This window comes from Actinomycetospora soli, from assembly GCF_021026295.1.
Classification (GTDB): Bacteria; Actinomycetota; Actinomycetes; order Mycobacteriales; family Pseudonocardiaceae; genus Actinomycetospora; species Actinomycetospora soli.
In genome coordinates this window covers 286,246-303,335 of record NZ_JAJNDA010000002.1, presented here as the reverse complement: position 1 = coordinate 303,335, position 17,090 = coordinate 286,246, and the positions used below count along the sequence as shown (strand labels likewise).

The window sequence follows — 17,090 nt, the reverse complement described above, 5'->3', positions numbered from 1 at the left end:
CAATCGGCTCAGGAGAGCTGGACCCGCCCGGCGGCGTCGACGAACCAGACCTCCGCGCGGGCGTCGGCCAGGGTCGGCGCCGCGTCGGCGGCGAGGCCCCGGTAGCGGCGGGTGTCCGGCAGCGCGATCACCACGCGGCTGCGCGGGTGCGCCCGGCGCCGCTGCACGGCCGCCGCGCTCGCCGCGCGGAACCAGTCGGCGGCCAGCGTGCTCGGGTGCGTCCGGGCGCCGTCCGGCGGCCAGCCGGTGACCTCGACGTGCACGTCCTCGCCGTCCAGGGCCGCCACGAGGTCCAGGGCGGGGCCCTGCTCGGCGGCACGCCGCACGGTGCCCCCGCGGTGGGTCAGCCAGGTCGCGACCGCCGCCGCCACGTTCTGGGTCCGCGACCAGCCCTGCAGCACGTCGCGGACCGGGAGCACGACCTCCCGCGTCGGTGCGGGGGCCGCCCGCAGCGCGGCCCGCTGCGCCAGCCGTTCGCGCAGCACCAGCGACGCGGACGCCGAGAACGGCAGGAACCGCAGCGGCGTCTCGTCCGGGTCGTCCCCGGCGCGCTCCGACCGCCGGATGCGGGCGATGTCGTCGCTCGGCGCCTTCGGCCGGGGCCGCGGACGCCCGTTCCCGACGGCGGGTGCGGCCGGCTCGGCGTCGGCGTCGGCGGTGAAGATGGTGGGGTCGGTGTAGCGCAGGGTCGCGGGGACCGGAGGGGTCTCAGGAATGTCGGGGACGTCGGCCGGGGGCTCCGGCACGGTCTCCGCGGCAGCGACCGGGGCCGGGGCCGACGCGGCGGCCGTGGCCGCCTCCGCGCGGCCGGTGGCGGTGATCCGGGTGCGGATCGGCGCGTCCTTCGACCGGGCGGACCGCTCGACCAGGCCGGCCTTCACGAGCTTGCGGCACTGGTAGTTGAACGCCTTCGGGTCGACGTCCGGGTGCCCGGCGGCGAGCGCGGCGGCGATCTCGTTGTCGGTCAGTCCGTCGTCGGCGTCCGCCAGGGCGGCGAGGATGCCCGCCTGCACGGGCGGCAGACCGGTGATCGTCGGCGCGGGGGACACATCAGGCGCATCGGACGACGGGTCCGACTCCTCGATGGGCCGGTCGGGTGGCGCCGCGTCCGCCTCGGACCCGCGCGACCCGTCGTCGGGAACGTAGCCGGGGCGCAGCCGCGTGCGGACCGGCTTCTCGCCCACCCGCTCGACGGCGCCGAGGGCGACCAGCTTGCGGCACTGGTGGTTCACGGCCTTGTAGTCGATGCCCGGGTGCTGCCCGGCGAGCGCCTCGGCGAGTTCACGGTCCGAGAGACCCTCGGGGTGCTCGACGAGCGTTCGGAGGATGTCCTCCCGCGTCCCGGCGGCCGATTCGGGGACCGGGAGTGCCATGGCCGCTCTCCTCCGTGACCAAGCGCCGGGCGGGTGGACCAACCCGTGTGATGGCGCGCGCGATGACGTGCGTGACCTTTCCGTGATCCGTATGGTAACGGGGCATGCTGGCACTGACGGAGACGGCGGCCGAGGCGATCTCCAACATCCTCGAGACCAACGAGATGCCCGAGGGATCCGGTCTCCGGATCGCCGCCACGCCGAACATGGCGGAGGAGGGTCTGGAGCTCTCCGTCGCGCCGAACCCGGCGGCGGACGACACCGTGCTCGAGGGCGGCGGCGCCGTCATCTTCCTCGAGCCGATGGCTGCCTCCGCGCTGGACGACAAGGTCCTCGACGTCGAGCGCATCCCCGAGAACGAGTCCGACGGCTCCGGCGACGAGTACCGCTTCGCGATCACGCCGCAGTCCGAGCTGCAGGGCTGAGCAGGTCCGAGCAGCTCCGGGCCCCGTCGCCGGGGCCCGGAGGACGCTCTAGGCCTGCACCGCCTCCACGGGCCCGCCCACGCGGGTCACCAGCTCGCCGTCCGCGGACGGCACCAGCTCGACGTCCCGGACGCGCCCGGCCGCCTGCACGTCGCCCAGCACGACGCGCAGGGCGTCGAGCTGCTGCTCCGGTCCGGACACCGACAGCGACTCGACCTCGGTGCGGATCGAGAGCTTCTGGTCCGACTTGCCCTTCCGGATGCCGGAGATGACCTCGGACGCCACGTCCAGCACGGCCTCGTCGACGCCCTCGGTCGCCGGCAGCTCCGCGGTGGTCGGCCAGACGGCCCGGTGGACCGAGCCCTCCTGCCACCACGACCAGACCTCCTCGGCGACGAACGGCAGCACCGGCGCGAACAGCCGCTGCAGCACCCGGAGCGCCACCGCGAGCGCGGCCCGCGCCGAGTCCCGTCCGGCGTCGTCGAACTCGCCGTAGGCCCGGGCCTTGACCAGCTCGAGGTAGTCGTCGCAGAAGAACCAGAAGAACTGCTCGGTGACCTCGAGGGCGACCGCGTAGTCGAACCGCTCGAGGGCGTCGGTGGCCCGGGCCACGACCGTGGCGAGCCGTGCGAGCAGCGCCCGGTCGATCGGGGCGGTCACGGCGGCGACGTCGGGCTCACCCGCCCCGACGCCCACCCCGAGGATGAACTTCGAGGCGTTGAGCAGCTTCATCGCGAGGCGGCGGCCGACCTTCATCTGGCCGCGGTCGAACGCGGTGTCGACGCCCGGCCGTCCGCCGGCCGCCCAGTAGCGGACCGCGTCCGAGCCGAACTCCTCGAGCAGACCCATCGGCGTGACGACGTTGCCCTTGGACTTCGACATCTTCTTGCGGTCCGGGTCGAGGATCCAGCCCGAGAGCGCGGCGTGCGCCCACGGCAGCTCCCCGAACTCCAGCGAGCTGCGGACCACCGTCGAGAACAGCCAGGTGCGGATGATGTCGTGGCCCTGCGGGCGCAGGTCCATGGGGAAGACGCGCCCGAAGAGGTCGTCGTCGACGGTCCAGCCGCCCGCGATCTGCGGGGTCAGCGACGAGGTCGCCCAGGTGTCGAGGACGTCCGGGTCGCCGGTGAAGCCGCCGGGGACGTCGCGCTGGTCGGCGGTGTAGCCGGGCGGGACGTCGGTGGTCGGGTCGATCGGCAGCACGTCGTCGGCCGGGGTGAGGACCTGCTCCGGCAGGACCTCGCCGTCGGCGTCGAGCGCGTACCAGACCGGGATCGGCACGCCGAAGAACCGCTGGCGGCTCACCAGCCAGTCCCCGTTGAGCCCGCGCACCCAGTCCGCGTAGCGGTGGCGCATGTAGTCGGGGTGCCAGACGAGCTCGTCGCCGCGGCCCAGCATGGCCTGGCGCAGCTCGGCGTCGCGACCGCCGTTGCGCAGGTACCACTGCCGTGAGGAGACGATCTCGAGCGGCTTGTCGCCCTTCTCGAAGAACTTCACCGGCCGCGTGACCGGCCGGACGTCGCCCTCCAGCTCGCCCGTCCCGGCGAGCATCGTCACGATCTTCTCCTTGGCGGTGAAGACGGTGGCGCCGGCGATCTCCTCGTAGCGCTGACGGCCCTGCTCCGAGGTGATCCACTCCGGGATCTCGCGCAGCAGCCGGCCGTCGCGCGTGATGACGGTGCGGTTGGGCAGGTCGAGCTCGCGCCACCACTGGACGTCGGTGAGGTCGCCGAAGGTGCAGCACATCGCGATGCCGGCGCCGCGGTCCATCTCGGCGGCCGGGTGCGCGAGGACCGGGACCTCGACGTCGAACAGCGGCGAGCGCACCGTGGTGCCGAACAGCGGCTGGTAGCGCTCGTCGTCGGGGTGGGCGATCAGCGCGACGCAGGCGGGGATCAGCTCGGGGCGGGTCGTCTCGATGAAGACGTCGTTCTCGGGCCCGTGGTAGGCGATCCGGTGCCACGCGCCGGTGTGCTCGCGGTCCTCGAGCTCGGCCTGCGCGACCGCGGTGCGGAACGTGACGTCCCACAGCGTCGGCGCCATCGAGACGTAGGCCTCGCCGCGGGACAGGTTGCGCAGGAAGGCGCGCTGGCTGATGGCCCGGGCGCGGGCGTCGATCGTCTGGTAGGTGTGCGACCAGTCGACCGAGAGGCCGTTGCGCCGCCACAGCGCCTCGAACGCCTTCTCGTCCTCGGCGGTCAGCGTCTCGCACAGCTCGACGAAGTTGCGCCGCGAGATCGCGAGCTGCTGCTTGCCGGGCTTCTCCGGCGGGGTGAAGTCCGGGTCGTAGGGCAGGCTCGGCTCGCACCGGACGCCGTAGTAGTTCTGGACGCGGCGCTCGGTCGGCAGGCCGTTGTCGTCCCACCCCATGGGGTAGAAGACCTGCTTGCCGCGCATGCGCTGGAAGCGCGCCACGACGTCGGTGTGCGTGTAGCTGAAGACGTGCCCGACGTGCAGGGACCCGGAGACCGTGGGCGGCGGCGTGTCGACCGAGAAGACGTCGGCGCGCTGGGCTGTCCGGTCGAACGCGTAGGTGCCCTGTTCCTCCCATACGGCGGCCCAGGTGTCCTCGAGACCGTCGAGCGTCGGCTTCTCGGGAACCCGGGGGGACTGCGTCATGGTGCCAGTTTACGGAGGGTGTCGTCGGCGTTTCCGCTCGCGGGTCCCCCGGTCCGGCACACCTGCTGGGCCGGGCGGGTGGCAGCGGTAACGCTTCGGGTGCTGGTGGGGACAGAGTGACCGGGACCGCGCACGTGGCGGCGCGTGTACGTCTGTTCGGGGGAGTGGTCGACATGCACGCGCAGGAGTCGCAGCAGGCCCGGCACCGGGCCACCGGGGGACGCGGCTTCGGTCGCGAGGCCGGTGGGACGGCGGGGCCCGCCGACTACACGCCGCCGCGCCGGGAGGGCGGCCGCCACCGCGCCCCCGAGGCGCCGTCCACCGAGTTCGCCGACGTCCCGATGCAGCAGCGCGGGTCCCTCGACTCCCCGCCCTCCGGCTTCCGTCGCCTGCCCCCGCCCTTCCCGACGACGGGTGCGCCCTCCGGGGCGATCCCGGTGCAGGGCGGGTCGGCGGACGACGCGCGGTCGCCACACCCGTCGGAGTCGCTGCCGGCGGTGGGGTCGGCGGATGTCAGCGGTGGCCCACGGCGGGCACTGGACGGCAGTGGGTCGCCACACTCGTCGGGGACGCTGCCGGCGGTGGGGTCGGCGGATGTCAGCGGTGGCCCACGGCGGGCACTGGACGGCAGTGGGTCGCCACACCCGTCGGGGTCGCTGCCGACGGTGGGGCCGGAGGACGAGCCGGTGACGCTCCCCGTGCGGCGGACCGACCTCGACCGCACTCGGCGGGCGGACGACCGCGCGGCCGCGCTGCCCCGTCAGCGGCGCGCGACGGACGAGTCGGCCGCGCCGGCCCTCCAGCCGCTCGCGGTGCGTCCGCACCGGGCGCCCGCGGTGCGTCCGGGCGCCTTCGGTGCGGGGACCTACGGGTCGACCGGCGTCGGCCCCGCGCGTGGTCGCACGCCGGCCGCGGCCCGCCGGCCTCTGCCCTGGGAACAGCGGTCGGAGAGCCGCGTCGGTCTCGTGGGCACGATCGTCGGCGCGGTCGGCGTCCTGCTGGGGCTCGCACCCTGGTCCGGGCTGCTGCCGCGGGTGATGCCGAGCGAGACGCTGGGCAGCACGCCGCTGTTCAGCCTCATCGGCGCGCTGTGCGGGGTGGTCGCGCTCGGCGTCGGGGCCTTCGCGATGTTCCGGGCGGACGGGGTGGGTCGTTCGCTCTACCTCGGTGTGGGCGCCGCCTGCCTGGGCGCCGCAGCCGTGGTGGTGGGCCTGACCCTCTGACCTCGACCGGAGCGTGATTGTCGGGGGTGGCTGCTAGCTTGCGAACATGAGTTCGAACGAGGTGGTGGACCCGGTCAGTGTGGAGCTGACCGCGTTGCTCGCCCGCCTCGCCGAACTCGCCGAGCTACCCACCGACCCGCTGTCCGACGGCGGCGCGGCGTGCATCGACCGCATCGCCGTCCTGGAACGAGCCCGGGCGGCGCTGGCGGCGGCGCAGCACACCGCGATCGTCGCGTTCGGTCGCGCTCAGGTCGAAGCCCAGATCGAACTCGTCGCCGAGGGTCGGTTGGATCCGGAGAAGCTCGGCCGGGGGATCGCCGACCAGATCGCGCTGGCCGCGCACGTCTCCCCCCACATCGGCGACCGTCGCCTCCGCGTCGCGCGTGCACTCGCCACGGATCTGCCGTGCACGCGGGCGCTGCTGGTGGTCGGGCGCATCTCGGAGCAGCTCGCCGAACACGTCGTGTCCGTGACCTCGCACCTGGACCCGGAGCTGCGGGCGTTGGTGGACAAGGAGATCGCCGAACTCGGCCTCGAGGGCATGGGCCGTAAACAGGCGGAGGCGGCGGTGAAGAAACTCGCCTACCAGGCCGACCCGCAAGGCTTCACCGACCGCGCCCGCAAGGCCCGCCAGGACCGGCGGGTGACGCTGCGCCCCGCCCCGGACACCATGAGCGTGCTGTCGGGGCTGCTGCCGGTGGAGCAGGGTGTGGCCTGCCTCGCCGCCCTCCGGAAATACGCCGACAGCCTCATCGCGACCGGGGACACCGACGACCGCACCCGCGACCAGATCATCGCCGACACCCTCGTCGAACGACTCACCGGACAAGTGTTGGCCGAGGACGTCAACGTCGAGGTCGGCATCGTCCTCCCGCTCGACGCGATCACCGACCCCGACAGCGCCAGCCCCGGCGAACTCGTCGGGCACGGACCCTTGCCGGCGGGGATCGTCACCGACCTGCTGCGCCACACCGGCGGGCACCGGTGGTGGCGGCGGCTGTTCGCCCACCCCGCCCACGGTGGCCTGGTCGGCGGCGACCCCCGCCGCCGCTACTTCGACGGATTCCTCGCCACCCTGATCGCCCTGCGCGACCACGGCATGTGCCGCGACCCGTTCTGCGGGGCGCCGATCCGGCATACCGACCACATCAAGGGCTCGAAGGCCGGTGGCCCGACCAGCCTGGGCAACGGGCGCGGGAACTGCGTGCGCGGCAACCACCTCAAAGAACTGCCCGGGTGGGTCACCGAACTGCTCCACGACGGCTTCGGGCCGCATCCGCACACCGTCCGGACCACCACCCCGACCGGACACACCTACACCAGCCGAGCCGGACCATGAGCAGCGCAGCGCCCGTCTCAGCCCAGCGCCGACACCCGGATCCAGTCCTCGGCGGCGGCCGGGTCGCCGAACACCTGCAGGTCCTCGACGTCCCCGAGGGCCCGGCGCCCGGTGATCACCGCGAGCAGGTCGACGGCGCGGCCGCGCACGGCCACGTCGGCCTTCGTGTGCTCGCGCGTGATCGCGACGCCCTCCGTGCCGCGCCGGATCAGCCACTCGCCGTCCGGCGCGTCGGTGGCGTGCAGGTGGATCGACGCGTCGCCGCGGACGCGGCGGGAGGTGCTCCGGTAGGCGGTGAGCAGGTCGTACCACTCGGCGATCCCGTCGACGGCCAGCTCCGGAGCCACGTCCGCGAGGGGCTCGAACCCGACGGCGAGCTCGGCGTCGAGCCGGTGCACCAACGTCTCGTGCAGCTGTCGACGGGTCCAGAAGGCGATGGTCACCGGCCCGACGAACCCGCCGACCTCCCGCTCGGGGTCCTCGGCCGTCAGCGTGCCGACGAGGGCCGACGCGCCCTCGAGCAGCCACGTCGCCACCTCGTCCCGGGAGGCCGGCGGCTCGCCGTCGGGGACCTCGGCGTCGCGCGGCAGCATCCGCTCCGCGCCCGTCGTGATGGTCGCGACCACGCGGCGGTGCACCTGGCCGAGGTGGCGGGCCAGGTCGCGGACGGTCCAGTCCGGGCAGGTGGGGACGGGTGTGGACAGGTCGTCGCCCGCGGCCGGCGCGCTGACCGCGTCGGCGAAGGCTCCGGCCTGCAGCAGCAGGTGGTCGGCGGCGGCGCTCACGGCGCCAGCCTCTCACCCCCGGCCGGTGGGGGCGGGCTGCTCGGCGGCGTCCTTCAGCGCGGCCTCGACGACCTCGGTCACCGAGCGCCGACAGGTCCCGCAGCCCGTGCCCGCCCGGGTCGCCGCCATGCACGCCGCGACCGATTCCGCGCCGGCCGCCACGCTCGCGACCAGGTCGCCCTTGGACACCCGGTTGCAGTGACAGACGCGGGCCCGGTCCGGCAGGTCGGCCGCCGAGGCGGCGGGGCCGGACGAGGTCGGCGCGAACAGCAGCTCGGACCGCCGGACCGGCAGGGGCGTCCGCGAGTCGAATGCCTGGGTCAGGGCGGGGGCGCGCGAGACGTCGCCGACGAGGGTGGCGCCGACGAGCACCCCGTCCCGGATGACGAGGCTCTGGTGGATGCCGGGCTCGGAGTAGCGCACGACCTCGTCCGTCGCCCGCTCCGGACCCCGCAGGCCCATCTGCGCCACCTCGACCCCGGCCACCTTGAGCTTCGTCGCCAGCCGCGACCCGTGGTACTCCGCGCCGGGGTCCGCGCCGGTCACGACGTCGGCGAGCACCTCGGCCTGCTCCCAGAGCGGACCCACGACGCCGTAGACCTCGCCACGGTGCTGCGCGCACTCGCCGACGACGAAGACCGACTCGTCGTCGACCGACCGCATCCGGTCGTCCACGACGATCGCCCGCTGCGTCTCGAGGCCGCCGGCCACCGCCAGCCCGATGTTCGGCCGGATGCCTGCGGTCACGACGACCATGTCGCACGGGAGGTCGGACCCGTCGCTGAAGCGGACGCCGGACACCGCGCCGTCGGTCACGAGGATCTCCGTCGTCCGCGCCCCGAGGTGCAGGTGCAGGCCGCGGTCCTCGAGCGTCGCGCGCAGCACCGCGGCGGCCTCGGCCTCGAGCTGCTGGTTCATCAGCACCTCGGTCGGGTGCACGACGTGCACCGCGAGCCCGTGCGCCTGCAGCCCGGCGGCCGCCTCGAGCCCGAGCAGGCCGCCGCCGATCACCACCGCCGTCCGGGAGCGCGGGACGTGGGCCAGCATCGCGTGCGCGTCGTCGAGCGAGCGGAAGCCGAACACGCCCCGCGTGAGCTCCGTGCGCGACGCCCACATGCCCTCCATGGGCGGGAAGAACGAGCGCGACCCGGTGGCGAGCACGAGCGTGTCGTAGGGCGTCACGGACCCGTCGTCGCCGAGCACCACCTTCGCCGCCCGGTCGATCCGCACGATGCGCACGCCGGCGTGCAGTGCGACGCCGTTCTCGGCGTACCAGCCGACCGGATTGAGGAAGAGCTCGTCGTCGTCCGCGGCGTCGGCGGCGTGCGCGAGCACCCCGGAGAGCAGGATGCGGTTGTAGGTGCCGTGCGGCTCGTCGCCGAAGACGGTGATCTCGAAGCGCTCGCCGCCCCCGCGGGCGAGGATCTCCTCCAGGGCCCGTGCCCCGGACATCCCGTTCCCGACGACGACGAGCCTCGCGCGGTCGGGTGCCGGGGTCCCGGCCTCCTCCGCGGCGCCCGGGGTGGCCGTCATCAGACCTCCACCAGGCCGCAGTCGACGACGAGCGTCCCGGACACCCCGGCCGGGGCGGCGTGGTGGAGCTCCACGGTGCTGCCCGCGAGCAGGTCCTCGACCACCCGCAGCGACACGTGCATGTCGGACCGCGCGCCCACCGGCAGCCAGCGCGCCGGGGCACCGTCGACGACGAGGACCACCGTGGCCAGCTCCGCGGAGGAGTTGCCCGCACGGACGTAGAGGACCTGGCCCGTGACGCCCTCGGGCACCGTGTAGGTCAGGGACGGGTGGAGCAGGGTCGGCTTCTCCAGCCCCTGCCCCTCGAAGGCGAACGCGCCCTGCAGGAAGCGCGGCGTCGTCATCATGGGCCGGGGTCCTCTCCGGTGGTGGCTTCGAGGGCGACCGCGCAGACCTTGAACTCCGGCATGCGCGACGCCGGGTCGAGCGCGGGGTTGGTGAGGGCGTTGACCGTCTGGTCGCCGGCCCAGTGGAAGGGCGCGAACACGGTGTCGGCCCGGATCTCGCGGGACAGCCGCACGCGCATCCGCGCGGTGCCGCGCCGGGTGCGCAGCCGGACGTCCGCGCCGTCGGCGAGCCCGAGGCGGGCGGCGAGGTCGGGGTGGATCTCGACGGCGGGTCCGGGCTCGTCCGAGAGCAGCGCCTTCGTCCGGCGGGTCTGCGTGCCGGACTGGTAGTGCGAGCGGGAGCGACCCGTCGTCAGGCGGTAGGGGTACTCGTCGTCGGGCAGCTCGGCGGCCGCGCGGTGGTGCACCACGTGGAAGCGGGCCCGGCCGTCCGGGGTGGCGAAGCGGTCGCGGAACAGGCGCGGGGTGCCCGCGTGCTCGTCGTCGGGACAGGGCCAGAAGACGCCCTGCTCGGCCTCGATGCGCTCGTAGGAGATGCCGGCGTAGTCGGCCTTCCCGCCCGCGGAGGCCCGGCGCAGCTCGTCGAAGACGGTGCGCGGGTCGTCGGAGAAGTGCGCCCCGCGTCCGAGCCGGGCGGCGAGCTCGTGCAGCACCTCGAGGTCCGAGCGCACCCCGGACGGCGGGTCCACGGCCCGCCGTCGTCGCAGGACCCGGCCCTCGAGGTTGGTCATCGTGCCGTCCTCCTCGGCCCACTGGGCGCAGGGCAGCACGACGTCGGCGAGCTCCGCGGTCTCGGAGAGGAACAGGTCGGAGACGACGAGGAAGTCGAGGGAGGCCAGCCGCTCGCGCACGTGCGCGGCCCGCGGGGCGCTGACGACGACGTTCGACGCCAGGACCATCAGCGCGCGCACCCCGCCGTCGGTGCCGAGCCGGTCGAGCATCTCGTAGGCGGAGACCCCGGGCTGCGGGAGCTCGTCGGGGTCGACGCCCCACACCCCCGCGACGTGCGCACGGGCCGCGGGGTCGGCGAGCATCCGGTAACCGGGCAGCTGATCGGTTTTCTGGCCGTGCTCGCGGCCGCCCTGCCCGTTGCCCTGGCCCGTGACCGTCGCCCAGCCCGAGTGCGGTCGCCCGGGCAGGCCCAGCGCCAACGCCAGGTTGATCCACGCGAGCGCGGTGTCCGAGCCCTTCGCGTGCTGCTCCGCGCCCCGGGCGGAGAGGATCATCGTCGCCCGGGACTCCGCGAGCATCCGCACGGTGCGCTCCATGACCGGCACGGGCACGCCCGTGATGCGCTCGACCCGGTCCGGCCAGTACTGGCGCACCGCGCGGCGGACCGCGTCCCAGCCGGTGGTCCGGTCCGCGACGTAGGCGGTGTCGACGAGCCGCAGCCTGATCGCGAGGTGCAGCAGCCCGTTGGCCAGGGCGAGGTCGGTGCCGGGGACGGGCTGGAGGTGGACGTCGGCGGCGGCCGCGGTGGCGGTGCGGCGAGGGTCGACCACGAGGTGGTGGGCGCCCCGCTCGCGGCCCGCGGCGAACCACCGCATGGCGGGCGGCATCGTGTCGGCCGGGTTGGAGCCGACGAGCAGGACCGTGTCGGCCCGGGCGATGTCGGCGAGCGGGAACGGCAGGCCCCGGTCGATCCCGAACGCCCGGTTCGCCGCGGCCGCGGCGCTCGACATGCAGAACCGGCCGTTGTAGTCGATCGACGCGGAGCGCAGCGCGACCCGGACGAACTTCCCGGCCTGGTAGGCCTTCTCGTTGGTCAGACCGCCGCCGCCGAACAGCCCGGCGGCGTCGCGGCCGTGGCGCTCCTGGGCGACGGTGAGGCCGTCGACCACGCGCGTCAGGGCCTCCTCCCAGGTGGCCTCGCGGAACGGCTCGTCGCGGTGGTCGCGCACCAGGGGCGCGGTGAGGCGGTCGGGGTGGGCGAGCAGCTCCGCCGAGCTCAGCCCCTTCTCGCAGAGCCCGCCGCGGTTCGTCGGGAAGTCCGCACCCGCGACCTCCCAGCCCCCGCCCGCGCTCTCCGGGCGGGGCGTCAGCGTCATGCCGCACTGCAGCGAGCAGTACGGGCAGTGCGTCGACACCGGGAGCGCGGGGGTCACGGCGACCCACGCTCCGGTCGTCGTGTGTCGGCACCGTTACGGGGGCGCTACACCTCCGGGAGCCGGTGTGAGGTGCCCGTGATCAGTGCGACGAGCGTCATCTCGATCGTTCAGCCTGCCCCGAAGCGAGACAGGTCACATGCTTGGGACCCGCCTCGGTCTACTGTCCGCCGGACGGTGGTCGGCGGACCCGGCGGCCGGAGCAGGCCCCGACGTCGGGGCCCGACGAGAAGGGGCGCGAGCGTGCGCATCGGTGTCCCCCGGGAGACCCGGGAACGAGAGACACGCGTGGCGGCCACCCCCGCCACGGTCATCGGCCTCCAGAACCTCGGCTGGACGGTCACCGTCGAGTCCGGTGCGGGGTCGCGGGCGGACTTCCCGGACGACGCCTACGTCGCGACGGGTGCGGAGATCGGCGACCCGTGGTCGGCCGACGTCGTCCTCGCGGTGAACACCCCCGCCCCGGCCGACCTCGCGCGGCTGCAGGAGCGGGCGACGCTGGTGTGCCGGGTGGCCCCCGCGCAGAACGCCGAGCTGGTCGCCGACCTCGCGGCGCGCGGCATCACGGTGCTCGCGACCGACGCGGTGCCGCGCATCTCGCGGGCGCAGTCGCTCGACGTCCTCAGCTCGATGGCCAACATCGCGGGCTACCGCGCGGTGATCGAGGCCGCGAACCGGTTCGGCCGGTTCTTCACCGGCCAGGTCACCGCGGCCGGCAAGGTGCCGCCGGCGAAGGTGCTGGTCGCCGGGGCGGGCGTCGCCGGCCTCGCCGCGATCGGCGCCGCCTCCTCGCTCGGCGCGATCGTCCGCGCCACCGACCCCCGCCCGGAGGTCGCCGAGCAGGTCAGCTCCCTCGGCGGGGAGTTCCTGACGGTGGACGTGGAGCAGGAGCGCTCCACCGACGGCTACGCGAAGGCCACCTCCGAGGCCTACGACCGACGCGCCGCGGAGATCTACTCCGAGCAGGCCGCCGACGTCGACATCATCATCACCACCGCGCTCATCCCCGGTCGCGCCGCGCCGCGCCTGATCACCGCCGCCGACGTGGCCGCGATGAGGCCGGGCTCGGTGATCGTGGACATGGCCGCCGGCATGGGCGGCAACGTCGAGGGCTCGGTGGCCGACGAGGTCGTCGTGACCGACAACGGCGTCACGATCATCGGCGACACCGACCTGGCCGCGCGGCTGCCCGCGCAGGCCTCGCAGCTCTACGGCACGAACCTGGTCAACCTGCTCAAGCTGCTGACCCCCGAGAAGGACGGCGAGCTCGTCCTCGACCTGGACGACGTCGTCCAGCGGGGGATGACGGTGGCGAGGGACGGCGAGGTGATGTGGCCGCCGCCCCCGGTCGCGGTCTCCGCGGCCCCGCCGCCGGCGCCCGCGCCGGAGGTGCCCTCGCCCGTCGTCGAACCGGCGAAGCCCCGCTCCGCGGCCTGGCGCTACGGCGCGATCGCCGTCGGCCTGGCGCTGCTGTTCGTGGCCACCGCCTTCGCCCCGGCGGAGCTGGCCACCAACCTCACGGTGTTCGTGCTGGCCGTGGTCATCGGCTACTACGTCATCGGCAAGGTGCACCACGCGCTGCACACCCCGCTGATGTCGGTCACCAACGCCATCTCCGGGGTCGTGATCGTCGGGGCGCTCGTGCAGTTCGGCGCGCACGGCACGCTCGTCTCGGTCCTCGCGTTCATCGCGATCGTGCTCGCCAGCATCAACATCGTCGGCGGCTTCGCGGTGACCCGCCGCATGCTCGCCATGTTCACGAAGGGTCCGGCCGCATGAGCCCCGACACGGCGGCCACCGCCGCCTACATCGTCGCCGCGCTGCTCACCGTGATGAGCCTCGCCGGTCTCTCGAAGCACGAGACCGCGCGCAACGGCGTCGTCTACGGCATCGCCGGCATGACGGTGGCCCTGGTCGCCACCGTCGTCCTCGCGGCGGACTCGCTCGAGGCGGGCGCGGTCGCGCTGATGGTCGCGGGCTTCGTGATCGGCGGCGGCGTCGGCCTCTGGCGGGCCCGGGTCGTCGAGATGACCGGCATGCCCGAGCTCATCGCGCTCCTGCACAGCTTCGTCGGCCTCGCGGCCGTGCTCGTCGGGTGGAACGGCTACCTCGAGGTCGAGGCGGTCGGCGCGGCCCAGACCACGGTGGCGCCGGAGCTGGTCGGCATCCACTCCGTGGAGGTCGGCGTCGGCGTCTTCATCGGCGCCGTGACCTTCACCGGCTCGATCGTCGCCTACGGCAAGCTCTCCGGGCGGATGAAGTCGCGGCCGCTCACGCTGCCGGGCAAGAACGCCCTGAACCTGGGCGCGCTCGTCGCGTTCGCCGCGCTCACCGTCGCGTTCGTGCTGGCGCCCTCGCTCGGCGTCATGATCGCGATCACCGCCGTCGCCCTCGCCCTGGGCTGGCACCTGGTCGCGTCGATCGGCGGCGGCGACATGCCCGTCGTCGTCTCGATGCTGAACAGCTACTCGGGCTGGGCGGCCGCGGCGTCGGGCTTCCTGCTCAACAACACGCTGCTGATCGTCACCGGCGCGCTCGTGGGCTCCTCCGGTGCCTACCTGTCCTACGTCATGTGCCAGGCGATGAACCGCTCGTTCCTCTCCGTCATCGCCGGCGGGTTCGGCGTGGAGTCGGGCACCGCGGCCGCGGACGTGGAGGGCGAGCACCGGGAGGTCCAGGCCGACGAGGTCGCCGAGATGCTCCGCGAGGCGTCGTCCGTCGTCATCACCCCCGGCTACGGCATGGCGGTGGCGCAGGCGCAGTACCCGGTCGCGGACCTGACCCGCAAGCTGCGCGACAAGGGCGTCGAGGTCCGCTTCGGCATCCACCCGGTCGCCGGGCGCCTGCCCGGGCACATGAACGTGCTGCTCGCCGAGGCGAAGGTGCCCTACGACATCGTGCTCGAGATGGACGAGATCAACGACGACCTCGCCTCCACCTCGGTCGTCCTCGTCATCGGCGCGAACGACACGGTCAACCCGGCCGCCATGGACGACCCGGGCAGCCCGATCGCCGGCATGCCCGTGCTGCGGGTGTGGGAGGCGAAGAACGTCGTCGTGTTCAAGCGCTCGATGGCCGTGGGCTACGCGGGCGTGCAGAACCCGCTGTTCTTCCGCGAGAACACGTCGATGATCTTCGGTGACGCCAAGAAGCGGGTCGAGGACATCCTGACGGCTCTCTAGGTGGCCTTCGGCCCCGTGAGTACTTGTGGCGGTCATGACCGCCGCAACTACTCACAGGCCGACAGGCACCCTGGCGTCCACTGCCTCCGCGACCAGGCGCACGGACTGCCGCCGCTCGGCCGGGTCGTGGATCGCCGTCGTGATCATCAGCTCGTCGGCGTCGGCCTCGCGCGCCTTGCGGGCGAGGTCGTCGGCGACCTGCTCGGGCGTGCCGACGGACACCTTCGAGGCCATCGAGGCGGCGATGTGCTCCTCGGCGGCGCTCCAGTCGTGGGCCAGCGCCTCCTCGGGGCTGGGCAGCGGACCCGGGTTGCCGGTGCGCAGGCGGGCCATCGACAGCGCGTTGGCCCGGCCGAGGGCGTACGCGCGCTCCGGGTCGGGGTGCGCGATCGCGGCGGCGCCGAGGACGACGTGCGGCTCCTGGGCGCCGGACGCCGTGCTCGGGCGGAACGACTGCCGGTAGATACGGGTGGCCTCCCCGGCGTCCGCACCGCCGAAGTGGCCGGCGTAGGCGTAGCCGGTGCCGAACGCGGCGGCGGCCTGGGCGCCGTAGTAGCTGGAGCCGAGGATCCACACCGGGGGCAGCGGCACGTCGTCGGGAGCCGCGACGATCCCCGCGAACGGGTGGTCGGGGTCGAAGCCGTCGACGTAGCCGCGGAGCTCGGCGAACTGGTCCGGGAAGTCGTCGGCGGTCAGCGCCTCGTGCGAGCGGCGCAGCGCGATCGCGGTACGCGGGTCGGTGCCGGGCGCACGCCCGAGACCGAGGTCGATGCGGTCCGGGTACAGCCCGGCGAGCGCGCGGAAGGTCTCGGCCACCTTCAGCGGGCTGTGGTTGGGCAGCATGATGCCGCCGGAGCCGACGCGGATCGTGCTGGTCGCGCTCGCGACCGCCGCGATCATCACCTCGGGCGCGGAGCTCGCGACGCTCGCGATGCCGTGGTGCTCGGCGAGCCAGTAGCGCCGGTAGCCGGCGGCCTCGGCCGTGCGGGCGAGTTCGACGGTGTCGTGCAGGGCCTGCGAGGCGCGCGAACCGGAGGGGACCGGGGAGAGGTCGAGAACCGAGATCGGGATGCCCATGTGGGAGTGCAACGCCGGATCGGCGGGCCGGGATTCCCGGCCGCACCGACCCGGCGTCGGGCCTCAGTCCGGCGGCGTCAGCACCGTCAGCAGGTCGTCCCGGCCGAACATGCGCGCCGTGTCGACGGCCGTCGGGTGCCCGCCCAGCGGGTCCGCCCCGGCATCGCGCAGGGTCCGCACCACGTCGTCCTCGCCCCGGAAGACCGCACCGGCCAGCGGGGCCTGCCCGCGGTCGTTGAGCCGGTCGACGTCGGCGCCCCGCGCGATCAGCGCCCGCACCGTCGGGGCGTGCCCGTGGTAGGCCGCGAGCATGAGGAGGGTGTCGCCGGAGTCGTTGGTCAGGTTCACCGGCACCCCGGCGTCCACGTAGGCCGCGAGCGTGTCGGTGTCGCCGTGGCGGGCCAGGTCGAACATGCGGCCCGCGAGCTCGGCGACGTCCGCGGACGGCTCGGTCACGTGCGCGAGAGCGGGGCCGCGGTGTCCGGGTCGGGCGTCGGGTCGGAGGTGTCCTCGCCGTCGTCGTCCCGACCCCACCCGCAGTACGGGCACCACGGCTCGACGCGGCGGTGCAGCACCGTCAGGGCCATCGTGCCGAGCGGGAGCAGCAGCACGAGGTCGCCCCACCCCGGCCGGAACATCAACCCGGCCGCGACGCCGACGGCGGCCGCGACGACGAGCAGCACGATCCCCGCCGTCGTGGTGGCGGAGTGGAAGAGCCGCAGCCAGCGCCGGCGCCGCTCGACGACCTGCGCCGGGTTCTCCGGGCTGTCCGCGATGCAGCGCAGACAGAGGCGGTCGTCGTGGGCCAGCGTGAACAGCTGCACGACGATGAAGACCAGCACCGCGCCGAGCGACACCAGGCTGGCGTCACGCACGTCGGAGAAGCCCGCCACGATCGCGACGGCGATCAGCGGGCCGCCGACCAGCAGCGGGTGGTGTGCGATCGCGGCGCGGAGGCGGACCAGGAGTGAATCGCGGCCCTCGTCGTCGTGGCTGCCCGCCCCGGCGTCGTCCCGGTCGTGCGTGTGCCGGTCCACTCGGCCACCCCCGTCCTGCTGGTGAAGAGAGCGTATGGCCCGATC

The 17,090-nt window shown here is 74.1% G+C and carries 14 protein-coding genes; 5 read left to right on the top strand and 9 right to left on the bottom strand.

Annotated features, from left to right (window positions below):
• Positions 1-8 precede the first annotated feature (8 nt).
• On the bottom strand, positions 9-1,373 hold the full coding sequence (locus LN037_RS04025) for a hypothetical protein (RefSeq protein WP_230750041.1): 1,365 nt from the start codon (positions 1,371-1,373) through the stop codon (positions 9-11).
• Between the two features lie 104 nt (positions 1,374-1,477).
• Here LN037_RS04025 and LN037_RS04020 point away from each other — a divergent pair, with 104 nt between their 5' ends.
• Positions 1,478-1,798 (top strand): hypothetical protein, encoded by a 321-nt coding sequence (locus LN037_RS04020; protein WP_018330495.1) that lies wholly within the window; start codon positions 1,478-1,480, stop codon positions 1,796-1,798.
• A gap of 48 nt (positions 1,799-1,846) precedes the next feature.
• On the opposite strand, the gene valS is transcribed toward LN037_RS04020, so the two are convergent.
• On the bottom strand, positions 1,847-4,417 hold the full coding sequence (gene valS, locus LN037_RS04015) for a valine--tRNA ligase (protein WP_230750039.1): 2,571 nt from the start codon (positions 4,415-4,417) through the stop codon (positions 1,847-1,849).
• 173 nt (positions 4,418-4,590) lie between these two features.
• On the opposite strand from valS, the gene LN037_RS04010 reads away from it, so the two are divergent.
• Together LN037_RS04010 and LN037_RS04005 are read left to right on the top strand one after the other, a co-directional pair.
• Entirely contained in the window at positions 4,591-5,640 is a 1,050-nt protein-coding gene (locus LN037_RS04010; RefSeq protein ID WP_230750038.1) for a hypothetical protein, read from the top strand.
• A gap of 46 nt (positions 5,641-5,686) precedes the next feature.
• The gene (locus LN037_RS04005) at positions 5,687-6,979 is read left to right on the top strand and encodes a DUF222 domain-containing protein (RefSeq protein ID WP_230750035.1); all 1,293 of its coding nucleotides are present in this window, start codon (positions 5,687-5,689) and stop codon (positions 6,977-6,979) included.
• Positions 6,980-6,996: 17 nt separating this feature from the next.
• Here the strand turns inward: LN037_RS04005 and LN037_RS04000 are convergent, their stop codons facing one another.
• The 4 genes from LN037_RS04000 to LN037_RS03985 are packed head-to-tail and all read right to left on the bottom strand — an operon-like array spanning position 6,997 to position 11,749.
• Entirely contained in the window at positions 6,997-7,764 is a 768-nt protein-coding gene (locus tag LN037_RS04000; RefSeq protein WP_230750034.1) for a maleylpyruvate isomerase family mycothiol-dependent enzyme, read from the bottom strand.
• 12 nt (positions 7,765-7,776) lie between these two features.
• The gene (locus LN037_RS03995; protein ID WP_230750032.1) at positions 7,777-9,297 is read right to left on the bottom strand and encodes an FAD-dependent oxidoreductase; all 1,521 of its coding nucleotides are present in this window, start codon (positions 9,295-9,297) and stop codon (positions 7,777-7,779) included.
• Positions 9,297-9,641 (bottom strand): molybdopterin oxidoreductase, encoded by a 345-nt coding sequence (locus tag LN037_RS03990; RefSeq protein WP_230750030.1) that lies wholly within the window; start codon positions 9,639-9,641, stop codon positions 9,297-9,299. The genes LN037_RS03995 and LN037_RS03990 overlap by 1 nt, the downstream gene beginning before the upstream one ends.
• A complete protein-coding gene (locus tag LN037_RS03985; protein WP_308286100.1) occupies positions 9,641-11,749 on the bottom strand; it encodes a molybdopterin oxidoreductase family protein in 2,109 nt (702 codons plus the stop codon). Before LN037_RS03985 ends, LN037_RS03990 begins: the two co-directional genes overlap by 1 nt.
• A 243-nt stretch (positions 11,750-11,992) precedes the next feature.
• Here LN037_RS03985 and LN037_RS03980 point away from each other — a divergent pair, with 243 nt between their 5' ends.
• Positions 11,993-13,528, top strand: coding sequence for a Re/Si-specific NAD(P)(+) transhydrogenase subunit alpha (locus LN037_RS03980; protein WP_230750028.1), 1,536 nt, complete (start codon positions 11,993-11,995; stop codon positions 13,526-13,528).
• Positions 13,525-14,931 carry a Re/Si-specific NAD(P)(+) transhydrogenase subunit beta gene (gene pntB, locus LN037_RS03975; RefSeq protein WP_230750026.1) on the top strand — a complete coding sequence of 469 codons (1,407 nt, stop codon included), beginning with the start codon at positions 13,525-13,527 and terminating at the stop codon, positions 14,929-14,931. The genes LN037_RS03980 and pntB overlap by 4 nt, the downstream gene beginning before the upstream one ends.
• 51 nt (positions 14,932-14,982) lie before the next feature.
• Here the strand turns inward: pntB and LN037_RS03970 are convergent, their stop codons facing one another.
• The 3 genes from LN037_RS03970 to LN037_RS03960 all read right to left on the bottom strand — a co-directional run bounded on the left by LN037_RS03970 (position 14,983) and on the right by LN037_RS03960 (position 17,045).
• Entirely contained in the window at positions 14,983-16,008 is a 1,026-nt protein-coding gene (locus LN037_RS03970) for an LLM class flavin-dependent oxidoreductase (RefSeq protein WP_230750024.1), read from the bottom strand.
• Between the two features lie 63 nt (positions 16,009-16,071).
• Complete coding sequence (locus LN037_RS03965; protein WP_255693176.1) at positions 16,072-16,422, bottom strand: ankyrin repeat domain-containing protein; 351 nt, start codon at positions 16,420-16,422, stop codon at positions 16,072-16,074.
• 38 nt (positions 16,423-16,460) lie between these two features.
• Positions 16,461-17,045 carry a hypothetical protein gene (locus tag LN037_RS03960; protein ID WP_230750019.1) on the bottom strand — a complete coding sequence of 195 codons (585 nt, stop codon included), beginning with the start codon at positions 17,043-17,045 and terminating at the stop codon, positions 16,461-16,463.
• Positions 17,046-17,090: the final 45 nt, after the last annotated feature.

What these genes read in the sequence shown, in the direction of transcription:
- LN037_RS04010 (WP_230750038.1), top strand. Translation starts at nt 4,591, where the DNA reads ATGCACGCGCAGGAGTCGCAGCAGGCCCGGCACCGGGCCACCGGGGGA.
- valS (WP_230750039.1), bottom strand. Translation starts at nt 4,417, where the DNA reads ATGACGCAGTCCCCCCGGGTTCCCGAGAAGCCGACGCTCGACGGTCTC.
- pntB (WP_230750026.1), top strand. Translation starts at nt 13,525, where the DNA reads ATGAGCCCCGACACGGCGGCCACCGCCGCCTACATCGTCGCCGCGCTG.
- LN037_RS03970 (WP_230750024.1), bottom strand. Translation starts at nt 16,008, where the DNA reads ATGGGCATCCCGATCTCGGTTCTCGACCTCTCCCCGGTCCCCTCCGGT.
- LN037_RS03995 (WP_230750032.1), bottom strand. Translation starts at nt 9,297, where the DNA reads ATGACGGCCACCCCGGGCGCCGCGGAGGAGGCCGGGACCCCGGCACCC.
- LN037_RS04025 (WP_230750041.1), bottom strand. Translation starts at nt 1,373, where the DNA reads ATGGCACTCCCGGTCCCCGAATCGGCCGCCGGGACGCGGGAGGACATC.
- LN037_RS03990 (WP_230750030.1), bottom strand. Translation starts at nt 9,641, where the DNA reads ATGACGACGCCGCGCTTCCTGCAGGGCGCGTTCGCCTTCGAGGGGCAG.
- LN037_RS03965 (WP_255693176.1), bottom strand. Translation starts at nt 16,422, where the DNA reads ATGTTCGACCTGGCCCGCCACGGCGACACCGACACGCTCGCGGCCTAC.
- LN037_RS04020 (WP_018330495.1), top strand. Translation starts at nt 1,478, where the DNA reads ATGCTGGCACTGACGGAGACGGCGGCCGAGGCGATCTCCAACATCCTC.
- LN037_RS04005 (WP_230750035.1), top strand. Translation starts at nt 5,687, where the DNA reads ATGAGTTCGAACGAGGTGGTGGACCCGGTCAGTGTGGAGCTGACCGCG.